The 25234-nt window shown below is 63.0% G+C and carries 17 protein-coding genes; 11 read left to right on the forward strand and 6 right to left on the reverse strand.

Going from position 1 to position 25234, the window contains the following annotated elements; translation table 11 throughout:
* Positions 1-101: 101 nt before the first annotated feature.
* Positions 102-1538, reverse strand: coding sequence for a PPE family protein (locus SKC41_RS20860; protein ID WP_330980060.1), 1437 nt, complete (start codon positions 1536-1538; stop codon positions 102-104).
* A 252-nt stretch (positions 1539-1790) separates the two neighbouring features.
* Between SKC41_RS20860 and SKC41_RS20865 the strand changes: the two genes are divergently transcribed.
* Positions 1791-2600: a class I SAM-dependent methyltransferase gene (locus SKC41_RS20865; RefSeq protein WP_330979603.1), complete on the forward strand. Its 810-nt coding sequence runs from the start codon at positions 1791-1793 to the stop codon at positions 2598-2600.
* Positions 2601-2727: 127 nt separating this feature from the next.
* Entirely contained in the window at positions 2728-3405 is a 678-nt protein-coding gene (locus SKC41_RS20870) for a zf-HC2 domain-containing protein (RefSeq protein WP_330979604.1), read from the forward strand.
* Positions 3406-3412: 7 nt separating this feature from the next.
* On the opposite strand, the gene SKC41_RS20875 is transcribed toward SKC41_RS20870, so the two are convergent.
* Complete coding sequence (locus SKC41_RS20875; RefSeq protein WP_330979605.1) at positions 3413-4048, reverse strand: DUF5134 domain-containing protein; 636 nt, start codon at positions 4046-4048, stop codon at positions 3413-3415.
* A 236-nt stretch (positions 4049-4284) separates the two neighbouring features.
* On the opposite strand from SKC41_RS20875, the gene SKC41_RS20880 reads away from it, so the two are divergent.
* Complete coding sequence (locus SKC41_RS20880; RefSeq protein WP_330980061.1) at positions 4285-6252, forward strand: cytochrome c oxidase assembly protein; 1968 nt, start codon at positions 4285-4287, stop codon at positions 6250-6252.
* Positions 6253-6333: 81 nt separating this feature from the next.
* Positions 6334-6846 (forward strand): hypothetical protein, encoded by a 513-nt coding sequence (locus tag SKC41_RS20885; RefSeq protein WP_330979606.1) that lies wholly within the window; start codon positions 6334-6336, stop codon positions 6844-6846.
* 279 nt (positions 6847-7125) lie between these two features.
* Here SKC41_RS20885 and SKC41_RS20890 read toward each other — a convergent pair whose 3' ends face one another.
* Positions 7126-9414, reverse strand: a complete 2289-nt coding sequence (locus SKC41_RS20890; RefSeq protein ID WP_330979607.1) for a heavy metal translocating P-type ATPase — start codon at positions 9412-9414, stop codon at positions 7126-7128.
* A gap of 781 nt (positions 9415-10195) precedes the next feature.
* Between SKC41_RS20890 and SKC41_RS20895 the strand changes: the two genes are divergently transcribed.
* Positions 10196-11656 (forward strand): hypothetical protein, encoded by a 1461-nt coding sequence (locus tag SKC41_RS20895; protein ID WP_330979608.1) that lies wholly within the window; start codon positions 10196-10198, stop codon positions 11654-11656.
* Positions 11657-11924: 268 nt separating this feature from the next.
* A complete protein-coding gene (locus SKC41_RS20900; protein ID WP_330979609.1) occupies positions 11925-14471 on the forward strand; it encodes an excinuclease ABC subunit UvrA in 2547 nt (848 codons plus the stop codon).
* Between the two features lie 41 nt (positions 14472-14512).
* Here SKC41_RS20900 and SKC41_RS20905 read toward each other — a convergent pair whose 3' ends face one another.
* Positions 14513-15331 (reverse strand): formate/nitrite transporter family protein, encoded by an 819-nt coding sequence (locus tag SKC41_RS20905; protein WP_330979610.1) that lies wholly within the window; start codon positions 15329-15331, stop codon positions 14513-14515.
* 335 nt (positions 15332-15666) lie between these two features.
* Here SKC41_RS20905 and SKC41_RS20910 point away from each other — a divergent pair, with 335 nt between their 5' ends.
* The gene (locus SKC41_RS20910; RefSeq protein WP_330979611.1) at positions 15667-16215 is read left to right on the forward strand and encodes an MmpS family transport accessory protein; all 549 of its coding nucleotides are present in this window, start codon (positions 15667-15669) and stop codon (positions 16213-16215) included.
* Positions 16212-19142 (forward strand): MMPL/RND family transporter, encoded by a 2931-nt coding sequence (locus tag SKC41_RS20915; RefSeq protein ID WP_330979612.1) that lies wholly within the window; start codon positions 16212-16214, stop codon positions 19140-19142. Before SKC41_RS20910 ends, SKC41_RS20915 begins: the two co-directional genes overlap by 4 nt.
* A 228-nt stretch (positions 19143-19370) precedes the next feature.
* Here SKC41_RS20915 and SKC41_RS20920 read toward each other — a convergent pair whose 3' ends face one another.
* The gene (locus SKC41_RS20920) at positions 19371-21425 is read right to left on the reverse strand and encodes an SIR2 family protein (RefSeq protein ID WP_330979613.1); all 2055 of its coding nucleotides are present in this window, start codon (positions 21423-21425) and stop codon (positions 19371-19373) included.
* Between the two features lie 116 nt (positions 21426-21541).
* On the reverse strand, positions 21542-22810 hold the full coding sequence (locus SKC41_RS20925) for a sensor histidine kinase (RefSeq protein WP_330979614.1): 1269 nt from the start codon (positions 22808-22810) through the stop codon (positions 21542-21544).
* Positions 22811-23074: 264 nt separating this feature from the next.
* On the opposite strand from SKC41_RS20925, the gene SKC41_RS20930 reads away from it, so the two are divergent.
* The 3 genes from SKC41_RS20930 to pstS all read left to right on the forward strand — a co-directional run bounded on the left by SKC41_RS20930 (position 23075) and on the right by pstS (position 25234).
* Positions 23075-23257 (forward strand): hypothetical protein, encoded by a 183-nt coding sequence (locus tag SKC41_RS20930; RefSeq protein ID WP_330979615.1) that lies wholly within the window; start codon positions 23075-23077, stop codon positions 23255-23257.
* Positions 23258-23367: 110 nt separating this feature from the next.
* On the forward strand, positions 23368-23910 hold the full coding sequence (locus SKC41_RS20935) for a hypothetical protein (protein ID WP_330980062.1): 543 nt from the start codon (positions 23368-23370) through the stop codon (positions 23908-23910).
* Positions 23911-24118: 208 nt separating this feature from the next.
* Positions 24119-25234 (forward strand): phosphate ABC transporter substrate-binding protein PstS, encoded by a 1116-nt coding sequence (pstS, locus tag SKC41_RS20940; RefSeq protein WP_330979616.1) that lies wholly within the window; start codon positions 24119-24121, stop codon positions 25232-25234.

The following is a 25234-nucleotide window of genomic DNA, read 5'->3' on the forward strand; positions in this document are numbered from 1 at the left end:
CCCCCCGGCGCTTAATACCTCCTTTGTGAGCCCCCCGGCACTTCGGCTTCTGTGAGTTCAGCTACAGAAGCAGTACAAAAAATTGGATGTGGAATGTTCGCCTAATGGTGTCCTGATGTTTTGTCGACCTCGTTTGTCCAGGTCGAGGGGAGTAGAGGAACGACTGCCGTGCTGCTGTCGGTTGACAGTTGGACCATTCCGGCCGGAACCTCGGTGTCGGCGGTGGGCACGACGCCGGAGGAGCCGAAGCGGTCGGCGCCCGAGCCGCTTGCCGTATGTGCGATGGGTTCCGGTGGCGCGGACCCATTGGTCGCGGGGCCAAGGGTGTCGGTGGCCTGAAGAAATTCGTCGCGGTATCCGCGCAGCCCGCCTTTGGCCTTGCTTCGCCTCCGGTGTGGGGCCTGAGCGGGGGCGCCTCTCTTGGCCAGTGCGGCGGCAGCGACGCTGGCGGCCACGGCATCGGTCATCTTGGAGCCGGCTCGGGGACCGAAGCTGACCCCGGGTGGGGCGAGGCCGGGTACCGCCCAGTCGAGGGCTGGTGTCGGTGCGGCGTTGGCCGGAGCTGAGGTGGGCGCGCTAGTTGTCGAAGCCGGGCTGCCGGTTTGAGCGCTGCCGGTGGGCACGGTTGGCGGGGTCGCCGCGACTGCGGCAACCACGCTCGATGCGGCGTCGTGATGGGCGGGGCTCGACGGTGCCGGCTCGGGAAACGGCTCGTCGAACAGATCGTCGTCCAAGAACAGGAAGATCAATGCGCTCAATGCGCTCAACGCGGGAGCGAAAAAGGGGAGAAGTAGGAGAGCATAGGAGGCGTAGTAGGGATACCAAAGAATGTCAAAAAGCAGCAGTGCGATGAATGCCAAAATGATCGCGGTGCCGGGGTGAAATCCGAGGCGCTCGAAAAACTGGCGGAAATATTTCAGCGGATCGGCAAAGAAATTCAGAATATCCCGAATGAACTGACCAATTGCATCCCATATGTTTCCGGCGGTGGATTGTTCGCTTTGGGCCTGGGCGCCGAACGCCAGGATGGACGGCGCTGGTTGCGGAGTCGGTATCGCTGAACTCACCGCTTCGGTGATGGCCTGATAGGCGGCCATCGTGTCGGCGGCTTGAATCCACATACGGGCGTAGTCGGCTTCATTGAGTGCGATGGGGATTGTGTTGATCCCGAAGAAATTCGTGGCGATCAGCGCGCCATGAGTCGCGTGATTGGCGGCCAGTTCCGCGAGCGTGGGCATCGCGGCCAGGGCGCTGGCGAAAGCGGCGGCCGCCGCCTCGTGCTGTGCGGCGGTGATCGCACTGTCGATTGAGGCCTGCTCGAGCCAGGCCAGGTAGGGGGCGTGTGCATGCACGTAATCTGCCGCGGTGTTCCCCTGCCAGGCGCTGGCATATGCCTCGGTCAGCAGCTGGGCCAGCTCGACCGCGGTCTGACCATACTGTTTGCTGAGCTCCTGCCACTGGGTGGCGGCAGCCAGCATTGATCCCGGACCTGGCCCGGTGCTCAACAGGGTTGAGTGCACTTCGGGAGGCACGGCCATCCATATCGGGGCCGTCAAGTGTCACCTCCTAAGTGCGGGCATCGAGCGCGTTGTTCCACGGATCCACACCGCTTCGCTGATGGCGATGCGAGCTGGGTGGATCTGCATTGGCAGCGATATAGTCGGGCCGCACAGGCAAAAAGTTCCCCCGCCGCCAAAAAAATCGTTATGTCGCGCTAGCAAACGGAGCTGATTGCTGTGGCAAACGATGGAAGTCGTGCCCGGGACGGCCGGTCGCAGTACAGTCGGTCCATGCCAGTCATCGATGCTCGCCATCTCAGCGGGATCTCCGAAACGGCCCTTCTCACCCTGCATCACCGGGCGACCGAGGCGGCACAGGCCGGTGGCATTCTTGACGACCCCATGGCCATCACGCTGCGTGACAGCATCGACTATGACTACGATCACTTCGGCCGTACGCACCAGCTAACCGCACTGCGAGCCTTGGTGTTCGACAACGCTTCTCGCGAGTATCTGGAAGCGCACCCACATGCGACCGTCGTCTCCCTCGCAGAGGGTTTACAGACCAGCTTCTGGCGCCTCGACAATGGCGAGTTGACCTGGCTTTCAGTCGACCTCGAGCCAATCGTGCACCTGCGCGAGCAGCTGCTGCCGACATCGAATCGGCTTCACTATTGCGCGCAGTCTGCGCTCGACTACTCCTGGATGGAGCTAGTCGACGACTCCCACGGAGTGCTGATAACCGCGGAAGGGCTGCTCCAGTACCTCGGGCGCGACGTGGTGTTCGACTTGATCGAGGGTTGCGCCAAGCGGTTTCCGAACGGGCGGCTGGTATTCGACAGCGTCCCGTGGTTCTTGAGTGTGTATTCGAGGCGGGTCGGTTTCAAGCTTAGTAAGGAATACACCGCGCCCCCGATGCCCTTCTGGTTCACTGCCAACGAGTACGACGGGCTGCGCGCGATCCCCGGGATCCGTGCGGTGCACGAGTTGCGGTATCCGCCGGGGCGCGGCAGGTTGCTGAGTTGGGCTGTTCCGCTTGTGTACGGCTCGCCCTGGTTCGTCCATCTCAGGCCGGCTGTCACGATCGTCGAATTCGGTTGATTCACAAGCGTTCAGCGTCGCCGACCAGGTTCGCGCCTTCCGACGCGGGCCCGAGGTGGGCGGAAGTTGATCCGGTTACCCGGCGTGCGGGCGCTCTTTTTGCTCGCGGTTGTAGCACTATAGAGAAGTGAATTGCGACGTGGCCCGCGAAGCGCTGTCGGCCCGCCTCGACGGCGAGCGCGAGCCTGTGCCGTCGGCGCGTGTCGATGAGCATCTCGAGGTGTGCGTCGCGTGCCGCGCCTGGCTTCATCAGACGGAGACTCAAGCGGACGGGTTGCGTCGTCTGGTCAAGTCCCGATCGGCTATCACTCCCGCCGTTCCCGTCGAGGTCGGACATGTGCTGCCACGTTGGCGTCGACGCATGGGCTGGCAACAGTGGGCCCTTCTCGGTGTCGGCGTGGTGCAGCTCGTGTTGGCAATTCTTCAGGAAGTCGGCCTCACGCAGGCTCACGCAACGGGACTGAACGAATCGATAGCGTGGTCGGTCGCACTCGGTGTGGCCATGGTGGGGGCGGCCGTGTGTCCGCGTGGAGCTGTCGGCGTTGCGGGTGCGCTGACGGTGTTCGTGGCCGTCTTAGCGGTATTGGTCGCCGTAGATGAGGTGTCGGCTGCGGCGATGCGGATGGTGACTCAATTGCCGGTGATGATCGGTGCAGCCCTCGCTATCTTGGTGTGGCGCAACAACTCCGCTGCCCAGTCGATCTCGGATTCGATCGCGCCCGAACCCGATATTGTGCTGCCCCAGAATGCATCTCGTGGCCGACGGCGCGGCCATTTGTGGCCCACTGATGACTCGGCGGCGTAGTCGGCCGCTACAACATTGTTCCGAATGTGATCGCCATACCCACGGCCATCATCGCCTGGCGTAACGCATCGAGGATGTCATTCCGTGGCTGGGACAACCCATGTTTGTGGGGGACGCGGGATCGGTATAGCCACCACAGGGTGGCGATCGCGAAACCTATTGTCCAGAACCAGTTGACCGCCTCGATCCACCCGGGGTAACCATTGCTCGACGACGACATGTCCATGTCCGGCATGTCCATGTCGGGCATGCTCGTGTGCGGCGACGTCATGTGGTGTGTGCCTTGGGCAGCGCCGGCCTGACCGGCCAGCCAACCGCCATTCATCACGGCGTACATCCATGACATCGCAAACATTTTCAATGCGTGGTAGCCGTTGACAACTCGGTGGTCGGCGTCGGAAACCCCAACGGCCAGGAACCAGAAGCCGGCAAGAAGAAAGAACACCAGGGGGCCAGCGGTGGGAAGTGTTGCGCCCCAAGGCCAAACCATAACCAGCATTGCGATCGACATGATCAGCTGCAGCACGACGCCGGCAACCTGGATCCAGGAGCGGCGGCCGGTCGTGATCGCATGGACGCACTCGGCGGCGCTCAGAACGAACAGCACGGTGGCGATCCAGCGCAGGAAGATGTCCTGGATCATTGCGACACCTGCTCGAAGACGTCGTCGTCCCGGTCGGCGCCTTCGGGATCGAAGGGCTCTGCGAATGAGCTTCTCACGAAATTGGGCTGCTTTCGGCCGGGACAGGGGTTTGTGTGCAATGGTCGGCACTGATCGGCAAAAAGTTCCAGTTGTCGGTCACCTACGACGTCGGGTCGTAGAGTGATAGACAACGCATAGTCTTTGGAAAGGTCCCGGCGACGGTGCAGTCGGATCGGATGCGTCTGTCGCTGTCGGCAGACCGAAATGTGCCGCTTCTGGCGTTGGTCGCCGGATCTGTCACGGCATTGCTCGGCCTGGTCGGCTATGCGCTTGTTTCGGGCACGCGCGTGTACAGCGCCAGTGGCGAGCAGTATCCGGGCGCCGTGACTGCGGTGGCCGAGCCGGTCGGCTACTTCATCGCGACGTTGGCCGGTTGCATCTGCCTCGGAGGCCTGCTGTACGTCATCGTCGTTGCATGGCCCGACGCTGACGGCGTGATCGACGAGGGCGCATTCCGCATACATCTGGTGATTGAGTACGTGTCGGTGGTGTGGGCGGTCTCCGCGATCGCGATGGTGGTGATTCAGGCTGCCAGTACCGCGGGCGCGTCGGTAACCCAACTAGTCGGCAGCGCGGCCATGATCGATGCCATCGAGGTATCCGAGATGTCGCGCGCCTGGGTTGCCGTCGCTCTCGGTGCCGTTGTCGTGGCGGTCTGCGTGCGTCTGTCCGTGCGGTGGGTGAACCACGTCGTACTGCTGCCGCCCGCGCTGATCGGGGTAGTTGCCTTGCCGGTCAGCGGCAATGCCGGGCAGGGGCCCGATCATGACTACGCGACAAGTGCCGCGATCGTGTTCGCGGTGGCGGTCGCGGCGCTGACGGGTGCCAAGGTGGCCGCGGCGATAGCCCCACCGGCCGCAAGTCTGGCGCGCCGGGTGCTCGCGTTTGAAACAGTCTGTGGAGCAGTCGCTCTCGGCTATGGCGCCTCGTTGCTCTGGATATTGACCGGGCCGGGGGAGTTGACTGGTACCGGATTTGGCCGTGCGGGCGCGGCGGCTGTGCTTGTGCTCGGTGTTGTGTGGCTCGTCGACGCCGCGTCGCTGGCGTCGGCACAGCGTCGCGCGATACCGGAGTCTGGGACCCGCGACGTGTTGGCTGCGTTGGCGATGATCGCGGTCGTCGCGTTGATCGCGTCGATGGCGACGCGGACTGCGCCGCGGCTACTAAGCCATCGGTTCACCACCTGGGACGTCTTCCTGGGCTACGCGTTACCGGATCCACCGAGCGTGCTGACGATGCTGACCGTATGGCGGTTCGACGGGTTCGTCGCCGCCGGCGCACTGGTGTTGGCCCTGGGCTACGTACTCGGCTATCTGCGGTTGCGCCGGCGTGGCGACAGTTGGCCCGTCGGTCGCCTGGTGGCGTGGGTGGCGGGGTGCCTGATGCTGTTGTTCGTCAGCAGTTCCGGCGTCAAAGCCTATGGGTCGGCCATGTTCAGCGTTCACATGGCCGATCACATGACGACGAACATGTTCATCCCGGTGTTGCTGGTGCTGGGTGGTCCGGTGACCCTGGCGCTGCGTGCGTTGATACCGGCCGGGCACGATCAGCCACCGGGCCCCAGGGAATGGCTGTCGTGGCTGGTTCACTCGAAAGCAACTGCTTTTCTCGCACACCCGGTCACGTCCTTCGTCCTCTTCGTGGGCTCGGTGTACGTCGTATACTTCACTCCACTGTTCAACACCCTGGTGCGTTACCACTGGGGTCACGAGCTGATGACCATGCACTTCCTGTTGGTCGGCTACCTGTTCTTTTGGGGCATCATCGGCATCGACCCGGGTCCGCGAAAACTGCCCTTCCTCGGCCGGCTTGGGCTGCTGTTCGCGGTCATGCCTTTCCACGCGTTCTTCGGCATCGCGACCATGACGATGACATCGGTCATCGGCGGACAGTTCTATCGCTACGTCGGCCTGCCATGGCTACCCAACCTTCAGGGCGATCAGCATCTCGGTGGGGCGATCGCCTGGGGGACCAGTGAATTGCCGGTGGTGTTGGTGGTTGTTGCGCTGGTCGCACAGTGGGCGCGGGAAGATCGCCGGGTCGCGTCCCGTTCGGACCGGCATGCCGATTCCGGCTATGCGGACGACGATCTCGACGCCTACAACGCCATGTTGCGTGAGCTATCGCGCAATCGGCGGACCTAGCGCCAATGGAACTGAGGTGGGGGTTGACCCGACCAACGTGGAAGGGCGTCGGCCCCGCACGCCCGCGGCGAGAGGAGCTGGGTGACCGACCAGCGGTATTTCATCAGCCATGAACACACGTTCCGGTCGATCGAAAGTCGGGTGCTCGATCAGGTTTGGGTTGGGCGGGTCTGGCGGGCCGCTGGCGTCGCGGTGACCGCTGTGTCCACGAGTGCGGCGCTGGCTTGGTGGCATGACGCGCATGTGAAGTCGTCGGGCGCCGCGGACGGTGTGGCTACGGTCCCTGTGGCGCTACTCGTAGCCGCTTCCGTCTTGTCGGCGCTCGCGCTCTGGCTGCGACGCTACCGTTGGTGTTGCGCCGCGGCTTACTGCTGCGGCCTGGGTGCCGTGATCGGAATCGGCGCATTTTGGTGGGTGCGGACCGGCCCCACGCGGATCGGGATCTCCTGGTTGGTGCTCGCCGATCTAGCCGTTGTGACGCTGACGGTGGGATGGCTGGCGGTGATCGTCACCCCGCTCGAGCGTTCCCAGCCGGACATGCGCCGGCATTTTGCCCGACGTGGCAATAAAAGATCCGTGTGCCAACCTGATTGAGCGTCCGCTTCCGATCTCGGACGACTTAGGCGGGTACTTTTTCCATCGGCTTGTCGCAGCACACTTCAGTGTGGTTGCTTTCGTCGCAGCAGGGACAGCTCTTCTCGTAGACGATTGTGGACCCACACTCGCTGCATGCGTAGCGATCTCCGGCCTCGCGTCCCATGGTCGTTTCCTCCTTGTCGCTCGCCCGCGCGAGCGATGTCGCGCTTTTGGCGGCTGGACTCTATTTTGCACCCCGACGGGTTCTGTGGGCCGTCCGACCAACGCTGTCTGCGGTCAAACGGCTTCGGCGTGATCCGCAACGGGGGAGCGGCGACTGGAACCGCCCGGTGCCGCACCAAAGTTCCTCAACCGCAAGCTGTTTGATACGACGAAGAACGACGAGAACGCCATCGCCGCACCCGCCACGAGAGGATTGAGCAAACCGGCTGCCGCGATCGGGATTGCCGCAATGTTGTAACCGAATGCCCAAACCATGTTGAGCCTGATCGTGCGCATGGTGGCACTGGCCAGACCAAGCGCCAGGGGCACGACATTGAGGTTGTCTCGGACCAAAATGATGTCGGCGGCACCGATTGCCACGTCGGTGCCACGTCCAATGGCCATACCCAGATCGGCGCACACGAGTGCGGGCCCGTCGTTGATGCCGTCACCGACCATGGCCACCACCTGGCCGCGGTCTCGCAGCTGCTCGATGATGTCGACCTTGCCTTCCGGCAGGACGTCGGCGATTACCTCGTCGATACCGACGCGGGCGCCCACCGCCGCGGCGGACGCTGAGTTGTCTCCGGTCAGCAACACGGTGCGAAAGCCGGCGTGGTGCAGGGCTGCGACGGCGCTCTCCGCCGAGTCCTTCACGGCGTCAGCGACTGCGATCAGCCCGCATGGTTGACCATCGGCTTCTACGAATACTGCTGTCTCACCGCGTGATTCGGCATCACGACGAGCTGCGACCAACGTCGTCGGGCTGTCCGCCGACGCAATCCACGACGGCTTACCAACCCGTACCGCGCGACCGGCCACAGTGCCGCTGACTCCGAGGCCGGGCTTTGCGTGAAAGTCGGCTACGGGTTCCGTTTGGGAGGTTGCCGCGGTGATCGCGATCGCGACTGCGTGCTCCGAGGCCGCCTCGACCGACGCCGCAAGCCTCAGTACCTCGTCGGTCTCCCAGCCCGGAGCCGCCACGACCGCGCTAATGGTCAACCGTCCAGTCGTCAGGGTGCCGGTCTTGTCGAACACGATGGTGTCCACGGCGCGGGTGGCCTCCAGCGAGCTGTGGCCTTTGAGGAATATTCCGAGCTGAGCGCCGCGGCCGGACGCCACCATCATGGCCGTCGGGGTCGCCAATCCAAGCGCGCAGGGGCAGGCGATGACCAGCACAGCAAGAGCGGCGGAGAAGGCGCGGATCTGTCCCTCGCCCGCCACCAGCCATCCGACGGCGGTCAGCGCCGCGATGGCGAACACACACGGAACGAACACCGAGGCGATTCGGTCGGCCAGTCGCTGCGCGTTGGCTTTCTGCACCTGAGCTTGTTCGACCAGACGAACCATGCCGGCGAACTGCGTGTCCTCACCGACGGCCGCGGCCTCCACGATCAGCCTGCCGTCGAGCACCACCGTGCCCCCGATGACGCTCGCGCCTGGAGTAGCCCGGAGGGGTTTGGCCTCGCCGGTCATTGCGCTCATGTCGACAGCTGCCGAGCCCTCGATGACGAGTCCGTCTGCGGCGATCGTCTGTCCCGGACGGACTACGAACCGGTGCTGCTCCTTGAGTTCTTCGGCGGGAATGACCATCTCGGACCCATCGGGTTGCAGGACTGCGACATCCTTAGCGCTCAGTGCCGCCAGAGCCCGCAGCGCGCTGCCCGCCTTCGACTTGGCGCGCGCTTCGAAATACCGTCCAGCGAGCACGAACACCGTGACACCCGCGGCGACCTCGAAGTAGATGGCGTCGCTTCCCAGCAGGGCTTGCCAAATGCCCTTTCGGTCGGACGAATCGTGCTGACCGAACACGGTGAACAGCGACCAGGTGGTGGCGGCGGTGATCCCGACCGAGATTAGCGTTTCCATGGACGCTCCGTGGTGCATCGCATTGCGGATCGCGACTCGGTGGAACGGCCACGCCGCCCACGTCACGACCGGGATCGCCAATGCAGTAAGCACCCATGCCCAGGCAGCGAAGCGGGTGCTGGGCACGACCGCGAACATCACCGATAGATCGGCCAACGGCACGAAGAGCACTGCGGCGACCGCCAAGCGGACCAACAGGTAGCGCGCGTGATCGGCGTCGGGATCGGCATCGGTGAGGCCTCGCTTTTGAACCGGCTCGGCTTGAAACCCGGCGCGCTCGATCGCCTCGCACAGCCCATCGGCCGTGGCATCCGCACCGGCATCGATGGTGGCTACGCGGGTGGCGAAATTTACCGACGCCCGCACGCCCTCCAGCTTGTTGAGCACCGATTCGATTCGCCGGGCGCAAGCCCCGCAGGACATTCCGGTGATCTCGAGTTCCATCCGCTGCATGGGAGCCGAGTGCTCGTCAGTTGCCTCGATCGTCGCCGACATTGTGGCGCTTTACCTCCTGTAAGCCCCCCGTGGCATCGACATATAGTCGTTGAGCCTCAGCAAGGAGTTCCCGACGTGTTCAAAGTCTGGCAGCGGGTTGCTCCGTTCAGCATGATATCCAGCTTTGCGCCAGCCGCTCGTCTAGCCATGATTCGCGGATGAGATTGGCGCGTACTCGGACTCGCGGCTCGGACGCGAGTTCTTTAGAGCGGACAACTGCGTGCCCATCACAGCACGTCGAGTGCCGGCGATCCTATGGCTGCTGATGCCTGCGAAACTCTTGCCTCCATCGGGGTCAGCTAGGCGTGCGTTCAAACCTTGTCAGTACGCAAATCGGGAGTAGCTGGGTTGTCGCGGGGGCTCGACGGGGAGCCGCGACGTCGCCGTTTATGGTGCCTCGTCACGGAATCGGCCTGCTCCTGGCAGCGTGGTGCCGTGGTGTGAGCTGCCGCAGCCAGACACGTCGGGCTACCGCAGAGGGAGGTCTTAAGGTCTTTCTTGCCCCGCCTCAGCTCGTCCTCTATTCGTCGTTTATGGCCGAAAAGGTATGGGAATCAACGGCAACGATGAGTATCTAATGGTCAACGTAATCGCTTGGTAGACAGGAGAATACAGGATTTGTTGGCATGTAACGCGGACGGCGGCGCGCTAATCCGTTGTCGCGGGTTCGAGCCCCGCCCGCCCCACCCGATATCTGTCCGGCTCGTTCTCACCGATGTGCTCCCACTACTAAGTGGTGGGCAAACTGTTAACCTGCTCGATGCACGGTCCCGGGAGGACGATGAGCACGGACACCGCCGTACGTACCGCCGTGGTCTTCGTGCACGGTCTGCGCGAGCGCCGGCCCATGGACACCTTCGACGACTTCGCCAAGACGGTATTGCCCCCGTGCAGTGAAGGTTGGGAGTACTACTCCCAGCCCATCGAGATCACGGACTCCTACGAGGCGCGCCGCTACATTGCGCCGTCGATCGGAGTCGAACTCTTCGAGTACGACTGGTCGTTTCTGATGACGAGTGCCCGGTATGCGGGATGCATGGCCGCGCTCGCACGGGTCTTCCTCCGCCGACCTCGACACGTGGCCGACCAGTTGTTCGGCATCTGGCGCTTGGCGTGGCTGGCTGTGCTTGTCCCTCTCACCGTGCTGGTGGGACTGTTTGTGGTGGGTGGCTACTTCCTGCACACCGGGGTGGCCGGATGGATCATCGGGCTTGCCACCAGCGTGGTGGTTGTGACCATCGGGCTGGCCTTGCTTCGCGTCGCGCCGCGCGCGTTGACCCGCAGCTTTCTCACGACCGGCTTCGTCAACGTCGCCCGTTACTTTGACCCCTTGCCGGAGTCCCATGCGGCCCGGCGGGCGATCCGGGGTGGGCTCGTCGACCTGTTGTACACACTGCACCAAGGCCGTTACGCGCGCATCGTCGTGGTGGGACACGGCATCGGCGGCTATATCGCCTATGACGCGCTGACGACGTTGTGGGATGAAATGCACGAACTCCGCGCAGCGCCGGCCGAGAGTTCCGGTGGCCTCGAGTCGTTGGATGGCGTCGAGTCAGCCGCCGACCGGCTGGCTTCCGATGCGGACTCGCAGGGTGCACTCGATGACTTCCAGGCAATGCAGTTCGGCCTGTGGCAGGACGTTCGAGCACTCGGAAACCCCTGGCGAATAACAGATTTCGTTACGGTTGGTACATCGATGGCGCTGGCCGACCTGTTCGTAGCCCGACCGCCGATTCTCAGCGGTCTCAGCCTCTCCGACGGTCGGCGGCGCGAGTTGTTCGACACGCTGACCCGCAGGGGTGTGGTGGTCCGTTGCCCACCTCGGTCGGAGGCGTTACCTGTCGACGCTGTCCGAGACGGGCCAGCGAGCTATGGTGCGCCCGGTGTGTTGGGAGCGCAGTCCCCGTTCGCCGTGACCCGCTGGACCAACATCTGGTTTCCGGTCCGTCGAGGCAGCGTCCGCGGTGACTGGTTCGGCGGTGTGCTTCGCCCGTTGTTCGGGCCGGGAATCCGCGAGATCGCGGTTAGTGGTAACAGGCCCGAACGGCTACGCCCAGGGACGGCGCACACCCAGTACTTCAAGCACCCCGATCGCGACGCCGAGGGCGACGTGGCATTCCATCTCCGCGAAGTTCTTGGCTTCGAAGATCATTCGGGCCTCGACGCCTCGATGACTGCACCTGAACCCGATCCCGCGACGGTCGGTCGGATCGTGTATCGGTCGTGGCAGCGCAGTATGTGACTATCCACGGCGGCTGGGCACGTCGGCGAAAGCACGTTCACCGGGCCGACGCGGCGCGGTTCAGCTCTAAGGTGCGGGCCTACGACGCAAGACGTTATCCGTGCCGCGTGATGCCTGACAGTGCTTCGGCTGATGGTTGACAGTTAATTCGGTTGATCCTTGACACTCCCGAGATGAGGAGTCGACCGGAGCCGTGCAGTTCCGCTGCGCGGTTGAGCAGCAAACATCGTGCTTGCGCTGGGCCAGCACGGGTACTCGGGTAAGCACAATGACGGGAACGCCCAACCAGTCCACGGATGAACTCGACTCTTGCGTGCGTGTTTACGGGACGCGGGTCCACAATCTGCGGGGCGTCGACGTCGTGGCGCCCCGCGACGCGCTGGTCGCCTTCACCGGAATCTCTGGATCGGGTAAATCGTCGTTGGCCTTCGGGACCATCTACGCCGAGGCCCAGCGCCGCTACTTCGAGTCCGTCGCCCCATACGCTCGACGCCTGCTACTGCCAGCCGGCGCGCCGAAGGTCGATGACATCACCGGACTACCGCCTGCCGTTGCATTGCAGCAGCGCCGGGGTTCGGCGACGTCGCGGTCGACGGTCGGCACCGTCACAACGCTGTCGAATCTGCTGAGGATGTTGTTCTCCCGCGCCGGAACTTACCCGCCGGGGACCACGGAACGACTGGACTCCGACGCGTTCTCGCCGAACACCGCGGTCGGGGCGTGCCCAGAATGTCACGGGCTAGGACGGATCCACCGGGTGACCGAAGAGACGCTGGTACCGGACCCGTCGCTAACCATCCGTGAAGGCGCCGTTGCCGCTTGGCCAGGTGCCTGGCAGGGCCAAAATCTCCGTGACATCCTGGTCACGCTGGGTTACGACATCGACAAGCCGTGGCGGAAACTTCCTAAGCGGCAACGCAATTGGATTCTGTTCACCGACGAGCAGCCAACAGTGGAAATCGATCCGGGCCAGTATCCCGTGCAGGCCGACTACTACTACAACGGCACCTTCTCCAGCGCCGAACGCCACGTCCGCCACACGTTGGCCAACTCCCAGAGCGCGATGATGCGTCGCCGCGTATTGCAGTTCGTCGACAGCGTCGACTGTCCATTATGTGGCGGTTCCGGACTTCGGCCGGAGGCGTTGCACGTGACTTTCGCCGGGCGCACTATCGCCGACTACGTGGCGATTCCATTGACCGATCTCGCTGATGTGTTGCGCCCGACGGCTTCTCGGACCGATGCTGCCGCTGCATACGAGTCAACAAACTCCGGTGAGCTGACGGAAGTAGCGACCATGATCGCCGCGGATCTGGTCGCACGCCTACAGGTACTCATCGATCTCGGCCTCGGCTATCTCGCGCTCGGTCGGCGCACTCCGACGGTGTCACCGGGCGAACTGCAGCGGTTGCGGCTGGCCACTCAGCTGCGCGCCGGCCTGTTCGGTGTGCTCTATGTGCTCGACGAACCGTCGGCTGGACTGCACCCTGCAGATGCCGAACCGCTCCTCGACGTGCTCGATCGCCTGCGGCGCGCGGGCAATTCGCTCTTCATCGTCGAGCACGACATGGACGTGGTAAGGCGTGCGGATTGGATCGTCGACGTGGGTCCCGGAGCTGGGGAGCGCGGCGGGGATGTGCTCTACAGCGGGCCGGTGCCGGGTCTCGCCGACATCGAGGAATCGGTCACTCGAAAGTACCTATTCGAGGAGGCAAGGCCGCCGTCTCGTCAACCGCGCACGCCGTCCGGGTGGCTGCGACTGCGCGGGATCTGCTTCCACAATCTCAAAGATCTCGACGTAGACCTGCCACTTGGTGTGTACAGCGCGGTCACCGGAGTGTCCGGCTCGGGCAAGTCGACGCTCGTCGTCAAGGTCCTTGGCGACGTCGTGAACAGCCACCTCGGCAACGGACGTGCAGCCGAACCGGCCGCAAACGATGACGACGAAACCGACACCGAGATCGTCGATCTCGATCGTGACGCGAGCGTCGGCGTGACGGCAGAAGGTGTCGAGCAGATCAATCGGCTGGTATCTGTCGACCAGCGTCCGATCGGGCGCACGCCGCGCTCGACATTGGCGACCTACACTGGCTTGTTCGACGCCGTGCGCCACGAATTCGCCGCGACTCCGAAGGCACGCCGCCGCGGTTGGACGGCGGGCAGGTTTTCCTTCAACGTGCCCGAAGGCCGCTGCCCCACCTGTCAGGGGGAGGGGTTCGTCTCGGTCGAATTGCTTTTTCTGCCAGGCACATACGCCACCTGCCCGGCGTGTCAAGGAGCGCGTTACTCCGACGAGACACTCGAAGTGCGATACCGCGATCGGACGATCGCCGACGTGCTCGCGATGACCGTCGACGAGGCCTCGGACTTTCTTGCCGACGTGACGAAGGCGGCGCGCAGCCTGACGACGTTGCGAGAGGTCGGATTGGGATATCTCCGACTCGGGCAGCCCGCGACCGAGCTGTCCGGTGGCGAGGCGCAGCGGATCAAGCTCGCCTCCGAACTGCAGAGACCGCGGCGAGGGCACACCCTCTACGTCCTCGACGAGCCGACCACCGGGCTTCACCCCGCCGACGTGGATCTGCTCGACCGACAACTGCACCGCCTCGTCGACGCGGATAACACCGTGGTGGTGGCTGAACACGACATGCGGATGGTCGCGGGTGCGGACTGGGTGACCGACCTGGGGCCAGGAGCCGGCGGCGACGGCGGTCGCGTCGTTGCGGCTGGTCCGCCTACGGACGTGGCTCGCGCCAAGAACAGCCGCACGGCCCCATACCTGGCAAAGCGGTTGGCGTCATCTGCTATTCCATGACCATCTTGGATTTCACGCCCGGACGAATAGGGCGATGGCCGTCACGAGACCTCGGCGTCGGCTCGTTCCTCTCGCAGTCGATCCTTGGTCCGCAGCAGTCGCAGCAGAGTCACAAAGAGCAACCCGCCCAACACATTTCCCGCCACGGTATAGCCGAACCAGGTCAGCCAGTCGAAATAGCCGAACGGGGCGCGACCGGTGATCAATGCGCCGAAGATCAATAGGGAGTCCAGGATTGAATGAAACAACTGCAGACCGGCGAGCAGGAAAGCAACAGCAACGGCCGCGGCGATCTTTCCCGTCATCGAGTCCGTGCCGTGCTGCATGCGGGTCATCAATGTGATCGCCATACCACCGAGCACGGCCAGCGACATTGTTTGGGCCGACATCGGGGCGGTGGCGAAGTGGGTCGCCGATTCAACGGTCTGAGCGCGCAGCTGAGGAAATCCGACCACGATCAGACACATAACTACCCAGCCGCCAACGAGATTCGCGAACAGGGTGCCTCCCCACAGCTTGAATAGCTGAACGAAGCTGGCGCGCTTGGCCGCCACGGTCGCGACCGGCACCAGAAAACCCTCGGTAAACAACTCACTGTGGCCCAACAGCAGGGCCAAGAAGCCAATCGAAAATGCCAAGCCAGCAAGCAGCGGCTGGTGGGTGGCATCTAGGACCGCCAGGTAGGCAAGCACGCCCAGCGCGACCTCGGTGCCGCCGAAGAAGCCGGTGACCAAAAGGCCGCGCCAGGTTCGGTGCAGGCGCTGCGCTCCCTCGCTCAGCATCCTGGTGAAAGCATCTTCGAGCTTGTCTTCAATCGGGCTGTCGTACGAGCCGAGTTGGCGTTGCGTTTCCTCGCTCATTGTCGTCCTCCTATTCGCCGAGATGCAGCAATACCCGCTCAGCAAGGGGAGCGGCCCGCGCGCGCCTGTGAGCCGCCCCACCCGCGAGTGCAGAAGGCCCACATGGCAGCGTCCGTCAACGAAAAGTCGAAACGCTGAAAGCGCAGACCTGCTGCGGGTGCACGGCCTCGCTCTAGTCAACTTGCGCGGAAAGGCCGGAAGATAAGTACGGAGTTCGCGGATCGCTCTCGGTTGACAACATGAGGCCCGGGCCACCGCGGTGTAGGTTAGAGTGGCTAAGGTTATCTCTGAGCTATTTAGTTGAGTAGCCTTCGCCCCTGGTTAGGAAAGCGCCCATGACGACCACCAAGCCATGGACAGAGTCGCGAGATCCTGAGGTTCCCCCACGCAAAGAGGAAAAACCCCGTCCGCAGCGCGACGGCCAGAAGAAGGGCCTGTTCAGCCGGTTCTGGCTCATCCTCACCATCGCAGCCGTCGTCGCACTATCGGGTTTCATGGTCTACCGACTGCACGGAATCTTCGGCGTCCACAGCGGTTCGTTCGGCGGCGGCACGTCGGGCGAGGTCCTCGACCAGTTCAACGCCAAGACCATCACGCTCGAGGTCTGGGGCTCGCCGGGCAGCACGGCGACCATCAACTACCTCGATGAGAACTCCCATCCGCAGCAGGCCCTCAACGTCCCCTTGCCCTGGAGCACAGTGTTGAAGTCAACGAAGCCCGGCATCCCGGCAAACCTGGTAGCGCAAGGAGACGGGAGTTGGATCGCCTGCCATTTCGTCGTGGACAACCACGACGGGCGCGGGGCGGTGATCAAGGGTGCTAATCAATCGCCCGCCAACGAAAACGTCAATGCCATGGTCTACTGCCTGGACAAGTCCGCATGAGCGAGACCACCGAGCCTGTGCCGCGCGTCGATCAGCCGCTGATCCCGCCGTTCCTGCCGCGGATGATCCATCGGCTTGCGCTGCCGATCGTCCTGGTGTGGTTGGGCATCGTCTTCGTCACCAACACCATTTCCCCGCAGCTCGAGGTCGTCTCCAAGCGCCAATCGGTGTCGCAAAGCCCCCGAGACGCGGTGTCCTTCCAGTCGATGATGCACGTCGGATCGACGTTCAAGGAGTTCGATACCGACAGCTCGGCGATGATCCTGCTGGAGGGCGACAAACCGCTGGGTGCGGAGGCCCACCGCTACTACGACGAGATCGTCAAGCGGCTCGAACAGGACAAGAAACATGTTGAGCACATCCAGGACTTCTGGAGCGATCCGCTAACCGCTGCGGGCTCGCAGAGTCACGATCAAAAGGCCGCATACGTCCAGGTCTACCTCGCCGGCAACATGGGCAGCGCCCAGTCCGGCGAATCCACGGATGCCGTCCGCAAGATCGTCAACTCGGTGCCCGCGCCGCCGGGGATCAAGGCCTATGTCACCGGGGCGGGTCCGCTGTTTGCCGATCAGTCTCACGCGGGTGAGAAAGGTGTCGCGACAGTCACGATGATCACCTTCCTGGTGATCATCGTGATGCTGCTGTGGGTCTATCGGTCGGTGATCACCATGCTGATCATGCTGGTCATGGTCTTCATCGAATTGGCCGCGGCCCGCGGTGTCGTCGCGACGCTGGGCAACTACGGCATCATGGGGCTGTCGACGTTCGCCAATAACATGCTCGTGCTGATGGCGATCGCCGCCGGAACGGACTACGCGATCTTTGTGGTCGGCCGGTACCACGAGGCCCGCGGTCAGGGCGAAGACCGCGTAAAAGCCTTTTACACGATGTTCCACAGCACGGCGCACGTCGTATTGGGTTCGGGGCTGACCATCGCCGGCGCGATGTACTGCCTGAGCTTCTGCCGGTTGCCTTATTTTTCCTCCCTCGGCATACCCTGCGCCGTCGGCATGCTGGTCGCGGTCCTCGCGGCCTTGACTCTGGCACCGGCGATCCTGACCGTGGCAACGTTCTTCAAGCTGCTGGATCCGAAGCGACAGCTGCAGACCCGGGGCTGGCGGCGCATCGGCACGGCCATCGTCCGCTGGCCCGCACCGGTTCTCGCGGTGACCATCGCCGCCGCACTAGTCGGCCTGCTCGCTCTGCCCGGCTACAAGACGGATTACGACACCCGCCACTTCCTGCCGGCAGATACTCCGGCCAATGTCGGTTATGCGGCTGCCGACCGGCACTTCAACCAGGCTCGGCTCAATCCTGAGCTATTGATGATCGAGACCGATCACGACCTGCGTAACCCGGCCGACTTCATCGTCCTGGACAAGGTCGCCAAGGCGATCTTCCACATCCCGGGTATCGGCCGAGTCCAGACCATCACCCGGCCGTTGGGCACGCCGCTTGACCACAGCACCCTCGGTTTTCAGATGGGTGCACAAGCCGCAGGGCGGCTCCAGACCCAGCACTATCAGGAAGAGCAAGCGAGAAACCTGCTGAACCAGGCGGATGAGCTCAAGAAAACGATGGCGACGCTGCATGAGCAAATGCAGGTCACCCAGGATCTAAGCAACACCACTCACGAAACCACCAAGCTCACCAAGCAAACCGTGGAGATCACCGAGAAGTTGCGCGACGACATCGCGAACTTCGACGACTTCCTCCGGCCGATCCGTAGCTACTTCTACTGGGAGAAGCACTGTTACGACATCCCGGCCTGCTGGGCCATCCGGTCGGTCTTCAACGCGCTCGACGGCATCGACCAGGTGGCCGAGAACATCGTGAATCTCAGCGCGAATCTGGACAAGCTGGATCAGATCCAGCCGAAGCTGGTGGCACTGATCCCGCCGCAGATCGAGAGCCAGCAGCACAACCTCGACACCATCATGTCGAACTACGCGATCACCAAGGGTCTTAACGACCAGGCGAAAGCGCAGGCCGACAACGCCACCGCGCAGGGCGATGCCTTCGACAAAGCGAAGAATGACGACACGTTCTACCTTCCGCCGGAGGCGTTCAAGAGCCCGGACTTCGCGCGGGGTCTCAAACAGTTCATATCGCCGGACGGGCACGCTGTCCGATTGATCATCTCGCACGAAGGCGACCCGGCGACTCCCGAAGGCGTCAGCCACATCGAGCCGATCAAGCAAGCCGTGCACGAGGCGATCAAGGGCACGCCCTGGGAGGGTGCCAACGTCTACCTCGGCGGTACCGCCGCGACGTACAAAGACATGCACGACGGCTCCGCCATCGACCTGTTGATCGCCGGAATTGCCGCGGCCACACTGATTTTCGTCATCATGTTGATAATCACCCGAAGCGCCGTTGCGGCCTGCGTGATCGTCGGCACGGTGTTGCTGTCGCTGGGCGCCTCGTTCGGACTCTCCGTGCTGCTATGGCAGTACATCCTGGGGATCAAGTTGCACTGGATGGTGCTGGCGATGGCGGTCATCCTGCTGCTGGCGGTCGGCTCGGACTACAACCTGCTGCTGATATCGCGATTCAAGGAGGAGATTCACGCCGGGCTCAAGACGGGGACCATCCGCGCGATGGCCGGTTCGGGCTCGGTGGTGACCGCCGCCGGTCTGGTGTTCGCCGCGACCATGGCCACGTTCGCCTTCAGCCCGCTGCGGGTGATGGCCCAGGTGGGTACGACGATCGCGCTGGGTCTGCTGTTCGACACCTTGATCGTGCGGTCGTTCATGACACCGTCGCTGGCCACCTTGCTCGGGCGCTGGTTCTGGTGGCCGCAGCACGTGCGTCCACGGCCGGCCAGCACCATGCTGCGACCGTACGGAACGCGTACCTCCGTGCGCGAGCTGATCCTCAACGACGTTGACGAAAATCCACCGGGCGGACTGGTCAAAAAGCGCTAAAGCTTTGGGTCGCGCGGAGCTAGCCCCGACTGGTGCGCCTATGGCCGTAATCTATTGGTAGACAAACAGTTACGGCAGCTATCAGCAACCATCGTGAACGGTGGCGCTGATCCGTTGGTCGCGGGTCGAGCCCCGTCCGCTCCCTAATAGCGGCTTGTATCGGCTGGCCAACTATTTCTAACGCAGGTCGGATGCTGACAGCAGGAAGACGTCACCCTCATTGGGACCTCACTCGCCGCTGGTCGATCTGCCAGGCGCGCTCCTTCGAACGAACGATGCCCAGTGCTCCGGCGGGTAAGCGAACGAGCGCGGAACTTCCGGATCGGCGTTCGTGGCCACAACGAACCCGCACACAGACAACGTTTCGTCGACAACAGGCGCACCCGAGGCGCCCGGGGCAACAAAACCGTCCAGCTCGACAAGACCACCCACTTCTCCAATCTCGGCGATGCGTATCGAGGCGTCTAGAGCCGTGACCCTGCCGGAACTGATGCCGGTTACCGCGCCCGCAGCGACGAGCATCTGCACTGCGGCGCCGAGCTGTAAACGGCCGGTCGCGAGCCTCAGACCTGGCGCGCGCAGGTGACCCGGCGCTTCCAGCACTGTCGGGCCAAAAGGACTGTTTGAGTTGACGGCGATTTCGCGGGTGCTGAACGAATTACCGTTGGAATCAATGAGAATTGCGTTGCCGTCGTCGATGTGCAGATCGCTTGCAGAGCGGTCGCACAGGATCACCCGTGGTTCCTCGAGTAGAAACGCGCTCGCCTTCAGTACGCCGTCGGGGCCCGCGATGCCGAAAGTCGCGGACGTCAAATCGTCGATAGTCTGTGCGCCTGCATCGACTATCACTACTGAACTCAGCTCTAACTTGGCGGCTTCCAAGGGCTTTGTCGGCACTGCTTCGCCTAACGCCTCCGCGAGCGCGGGGAAAAATTCCTCGAACCTGCACTTGGAATCGACTACGGCGCGGAAGTACTCGATCTCCTTATGAATATTTTTCAAATGATCCGGCACCTTCTCATGATGCAAGAACCACACCGAACCGCCGGCTGACTTCACGAGCTCGAGCACTTTCTCGTCACGCAGGCTGTAACCGATCACGAGGAAGTCGCGACCCGCGACTGCCTCTTCGAGAATGTCCCAACTTTCGCTGAGGAACCTGTCCATCTCATCGACGGTCCAAGCCATCAACCGTGAGAACAGATCGCCGTGCAGCTTCACGATCTTCACGCGCGGACTCGGTTCACGTAGCGGAAGTTCCATGCGCTCCGGCCGGATTAGCCCGTTGACGAGAACTATGTAGTCGCGTCGCCAGAGGCGCGCCGCGGACAGCGCATCGTCGAGCAACGGATCCCCGTTCGTCGTCAGCACGAGGTCGAAGTACTTGTTTGCCAACAACGTGGCGAGAGCCTGATAGCCCGCAGTGATGTCGTCCGGAAAGCTCTCGTTCTGCAGAAATTTGGCGAGATAGCGGTAGCGCTCGGATTCGCTCAGCGTATCGATGTACTCGGCGAACTCTTCGAAGTCCTTGCAATTGAAGAATTTGTAGAGCTCAGGCATCGCGCCGACGCCGGCCTGCAGCGACGCGCCCGCGCCAAGGAGCAGTACCGGTGGTTTCTCGGCGAGGCCGCGCCGCTTGTCCAGGTCCATGACTAGGTCGGCAAAAGTTCGATAAACCATGCTCCTACCGAGCTGCTCGATTGCCGGCCTCGACGGCGGTTCGTCGTCGAGGAGGTCAACTTCTTCGATTGCGGAACGCAGGTACCCGATCGCCTTTAACACGCCATCGCGTTGGATATCCGCCGGATCTTCGTTGTCAAAAGTTATCCGGCCATAGCTGATGTCGCGGAACTTCGTGAGTGCGAGGCTGCCTTCGCCGACTGTGTATCGAAGCACTGTCTCCGTCCTCATTCGCCACTCCGCCAAGTCATCCGGGCGACCGTCGTTCGCTGCCTCGATCTGTTGGTTGAGTAATTCGATCTTCCGGTCCTTCGACATGCCTTCTTGGAGCTCGAGTTCGGCGACGGCGGACTTAAGACACATCACCGCCCGCATCACGGCGTCACGCTGTCGCGCCTGTGTTTGGTCGATCGGATCGCCCCAACTTATCCAGCTGAAGCTAATCGATCGGAAGGCTGTGAGCGCAGGGCTTCCTTCGCCGACTGTGCGCCTGAGCAGGGTCTCTGTCCTAAATCGCCACTCCGCGATGTCCTCGGGGTGACCGTCGTTCGCTGCCTCAATCTGCTTATTGAGGAGCTCGATCTTCCGGTCCTTGGTCGGCATGCGGCAAGCTTTGCACACCGCTCACCACAGCCCCATGGATTCGTAAACCTGGTCGGTTAACTCGAAGACAATCCAAGGCATAGCACGAACGCCCAACGGGGCTGTGCGAAAGACGATCAGGCCGCGGTGAGATGCCGTGCCTGCCGTAGGGGTATGGAGATGGCGAGTTCGGTTCCGGGAGATGTCGAGCGGACGTCGAGCTGTCCGCCGGACGCAAGCACTCTCGCGCGCATCGACGTCATTCCGATGTGACCCTCGTCGGCCTTCCGCGCGATCGCAGCCTCCGAGATACCCACTCCGTCATCGGCAACACGCAGCGATGCTAACCCGTCGCAGTGTTGTAATTCGATCCGAATATTTTGCGCCCGTGCATGTTTGATGACATTGTTGGACGCCTCGCGTGCAGCGTTGTACAGCACGTCGTCGGCCTCGGTGCGCAGGCCATCGGGCCAACTGGCCGCGTCGAAATCAACGCTCAGCCCCGCCCGGGAACCAAGACTTGCGGCGAGGGCCGCGAGGGCCGATTTCAATCCCATCCGCACCAGCACGTCCGGATGCAGTTCGCGGACCACGTCGCGCAGTAGCCCCGAACATTCGGCGAGCGCGGATGCCACCCGGTCCGCGGCATCGGCTGAGCCTTCTCGCACGTCCTCGATGTCTTGGCGCGCAACCAAGATGTACTGCAGGGCGCCATCGTGCAGACGTTCTGAAATTGCCTGCCGCTCATGCCTTTCCACTTCCAGCAACTCTTCCAACAGCTGGCGCCGCTGCCGCGCCAAGTCCGCGATCATGTCTACTCTGGACCGCTGGATGAACGACAGGACAACCGATCCGCCGGCCAACGCTGCCAAGACGAAAGAGCTCAGCAGGATCGACGCCCACGGCTCCTGGTTGGCCGACCTAGTGATCCAGCACGTCAGAACGAATACGGACAAAGTCGGAATCGCCACGGCCGCACTGATCTTGGGATCCAGCTGCGCAGCCGCGATCAATGGAATCAGGAAGAAGCCATTCCTCATCACGTCCGATGTCCAGTCCTGCGGGGACGTCACACCGGCGAGTATCGACAGGACAGAAACCATCGTGACGTCGGCGGTCAACATCAGCAGTGGTACCAGCGTCTTGGTGGACGTCGTCGTGGGCGCCCGACGTCGCAGCGTCCACGCAGTCCAGCATCCGAGGACGACCACGTACACCAGCGGGATGGTCACACAGACCCACTCGTAATGGTCCGGCGGCTCCAGCAACAACGTCGCAACGACCAAGACGATCAGCACCGAGCGCAATCCGAACTGCAGCAGAGTGCCTAGCCATAACGTCCGCCCGATGTCCGGTACAACCTGTTGCGCGCGCAGGTCGACCACACGCTGATGATCTCCGGGCATGGGCGGCTCCTGTCGTCTCGCGATGGCGAGATCATAACCGCCGATTACCGGCAAAAATGGAGGCTGCGGCAAACGGATTGGGCGCGCGCGAAGCCGGCCAAGGCGCCAGCTCGGTGTGGCCCGGAAGGCTAGGGCTTCGGGGTAGCGGGCGCGGCAGCACCTCCGCGCATGCAATCCTGAAACTCAGGACTGGCCGGCGCGAAGTCGAAGCCGCAGTTGCACTCATGGGCTTGCTGGGGTTTGGGAAGCGAATCGCAATACGGAGTGCCAGCCGAAGCGGGTGATGCCGTCCACACAACACCAGCGGCCAAGGCCGCCGATGCGGCGCCGATGGTGGCCATCAATACTGACGTCTTCATGCTGGGATTCCTTTTCGTCGAAGACGACGGTACTGCCGCCCCGGGTTTCAGCGGTGACAACATCTGCAGCACCGCGCTAGCCGAATAGTAGGGTCCGCAAGGCCTGCCCGCGATTCGAAACATCTCTCCAGCATCGCCGCGGGCCGCCGAACAACAGCAAAAGCCTTCTCCAAAGCGCGCTATCGTCTGCTGGTGGCCATACCTCCGCCCATAAGCGCAGCGCTTGCGACATTGCTGGCGATAGCCGCGTGCGCGACAGCGCCCACCGGCAACGCCGACCCGACGACCCAGCAGTCGCCGTTCCCGACCGGTAAGTCCGGCACGACCATCCATGTCACGGAGTACAGCGCCGCGACCGCCGACGTCACGCTCAACAACGCGACCTGGGTCTCGTCGGGCTGCGCCAGTGGCGGTGGGGGAGGCTGCAACGTCATCGAGATCACCATCGTCGGCAAGTCCGACGCACCATTCACCTACAGCGAGAGGTCCATCACCGCCGCGTCTACCCCGTGGCGGCAAGACCCATACCGGGATATCCAGGGCGGCTCATCCATGGTCGATTACCAGACGATCGGCAAGACGCCGCCCCTGCGCTCGGGCACCGTCGCCAATGGCCAAACCGCCCACGGATTCATCGCCTACGACAGCAATGTGAAACAAGGCGATTTATATATCGAGTTCAGCGATCCTAACGCTCCGGCGGCGCCGACCCCGTTGGCTGGCTGGAAAGTGCACACCTAGCGCCGGCACCCGCTGACTCTCAATCAGCGGGGATATCGGTGGAAGTGTTGACGCACATACAAATTGGCTCCCACCAACCCGCGCCAGATCACGCTTCAAGAGGCCAATTGTCTCGTTCTTGCTACCCGAGCGTGGAGCACGCGATAGTGTTCCCACGCTCGTTGAGATCGGCGATAGGTGCACACCGGGGAAGCAAAGGGGAGGACAGATGAAGTGTCGTGCGCTTATTGCGGCGGCGGTGATGCTGCTCGCGGCGGCATGCGGGTCGAATTCGACAGGCGGTTCAGGCAGCACCGCGGCCACCTCCGGCAATCTCGCCACCGCGCCCCCGACGTCGGACGTGACCTTGTCGGAGACCGGTTCCAACAATCTCTACCCGCTGATGAGCTCGTGGGCCGGGGTCTTTCACTCGAAATACCCCAACGTCACGATCAATACCGACAGCGCCCTATCCGGTGTCGGCATCGCCCAAGCCGCTGCCGGCGCGGTGAACATCGGCGCCTCAGACGCCTACTTGTCCGATGCCGACATCGCCGCGCACCAGGGCCTGATGAACATCGCGATGGCGGTTTCCTCCGTGCACGTCAACTACAACCTGCCCGGTGTCACCAGGCACCTCAAGCTCAATGGCAAAGTACTGGCAGCCATGTACCAGGGAACAATCAAATCCTGGAACGACCCGCAGATTGCCGCGATCAACCCTGAGGTAAAACTGCCGGCCATCCCGGTAGTTCCGCTGCACCGCTCCGACGGTCAAAGCAGCGACACTTTCCTCTTCACCCAGTACTTGGCTAAGCAAGACCCCGACGGTTGGGGTCAGTCGCCCGGCTTCGGCACCACCGTCAACTTTCCCACGGTGCCGAATGCGGTAGGCGCCGCGGGCCAATCAGGCATGTTGGGTGGCTGTGTAAAGTCTCCTGGCTGCGTGGCCTACATCGGCACCCGGTTCTACGACGACGCTATGGAGAAGGGGCTCGGCGACGCTCAATTGGGCAATGCCTCAGGCAATTTCGTGCTGGCCAGCCCCCAGAGCGTTGACACCGAAGCGTTGGGATTCGTCTCGCAGACACCGGCCAACGAGGCGATCTCACTGGTCAACGGACCCGCTCCGGACGGATACCCGATCGTCGGTTACGAATACGCGGTGGTCTACAGCAAGCAGAAGGATCCTGCCGTCGCGCAGACGATCCGGTCTTTCCTGCACTGGGCAGTCACCGCAGGCAGCTCGCCGAGATACCTGCGCAGGCCGCACCTCTACGCTCAGCCGCTGCCGGGCGCCGTGGTGAAGCTGTCTGACGCCCAGATCGCCACTATCACCAGCTAG

Origin of the sequence: Mycobacterium sp. 050128 (genome assembly GCF_036409155.1) — a bacterium.
Classification (GTDB): domain Bacteria; phylum Actinomycetota; class Actinomycetes; order Mycobacteriales; family Mycobacteriaceae; genus Mycobacterium.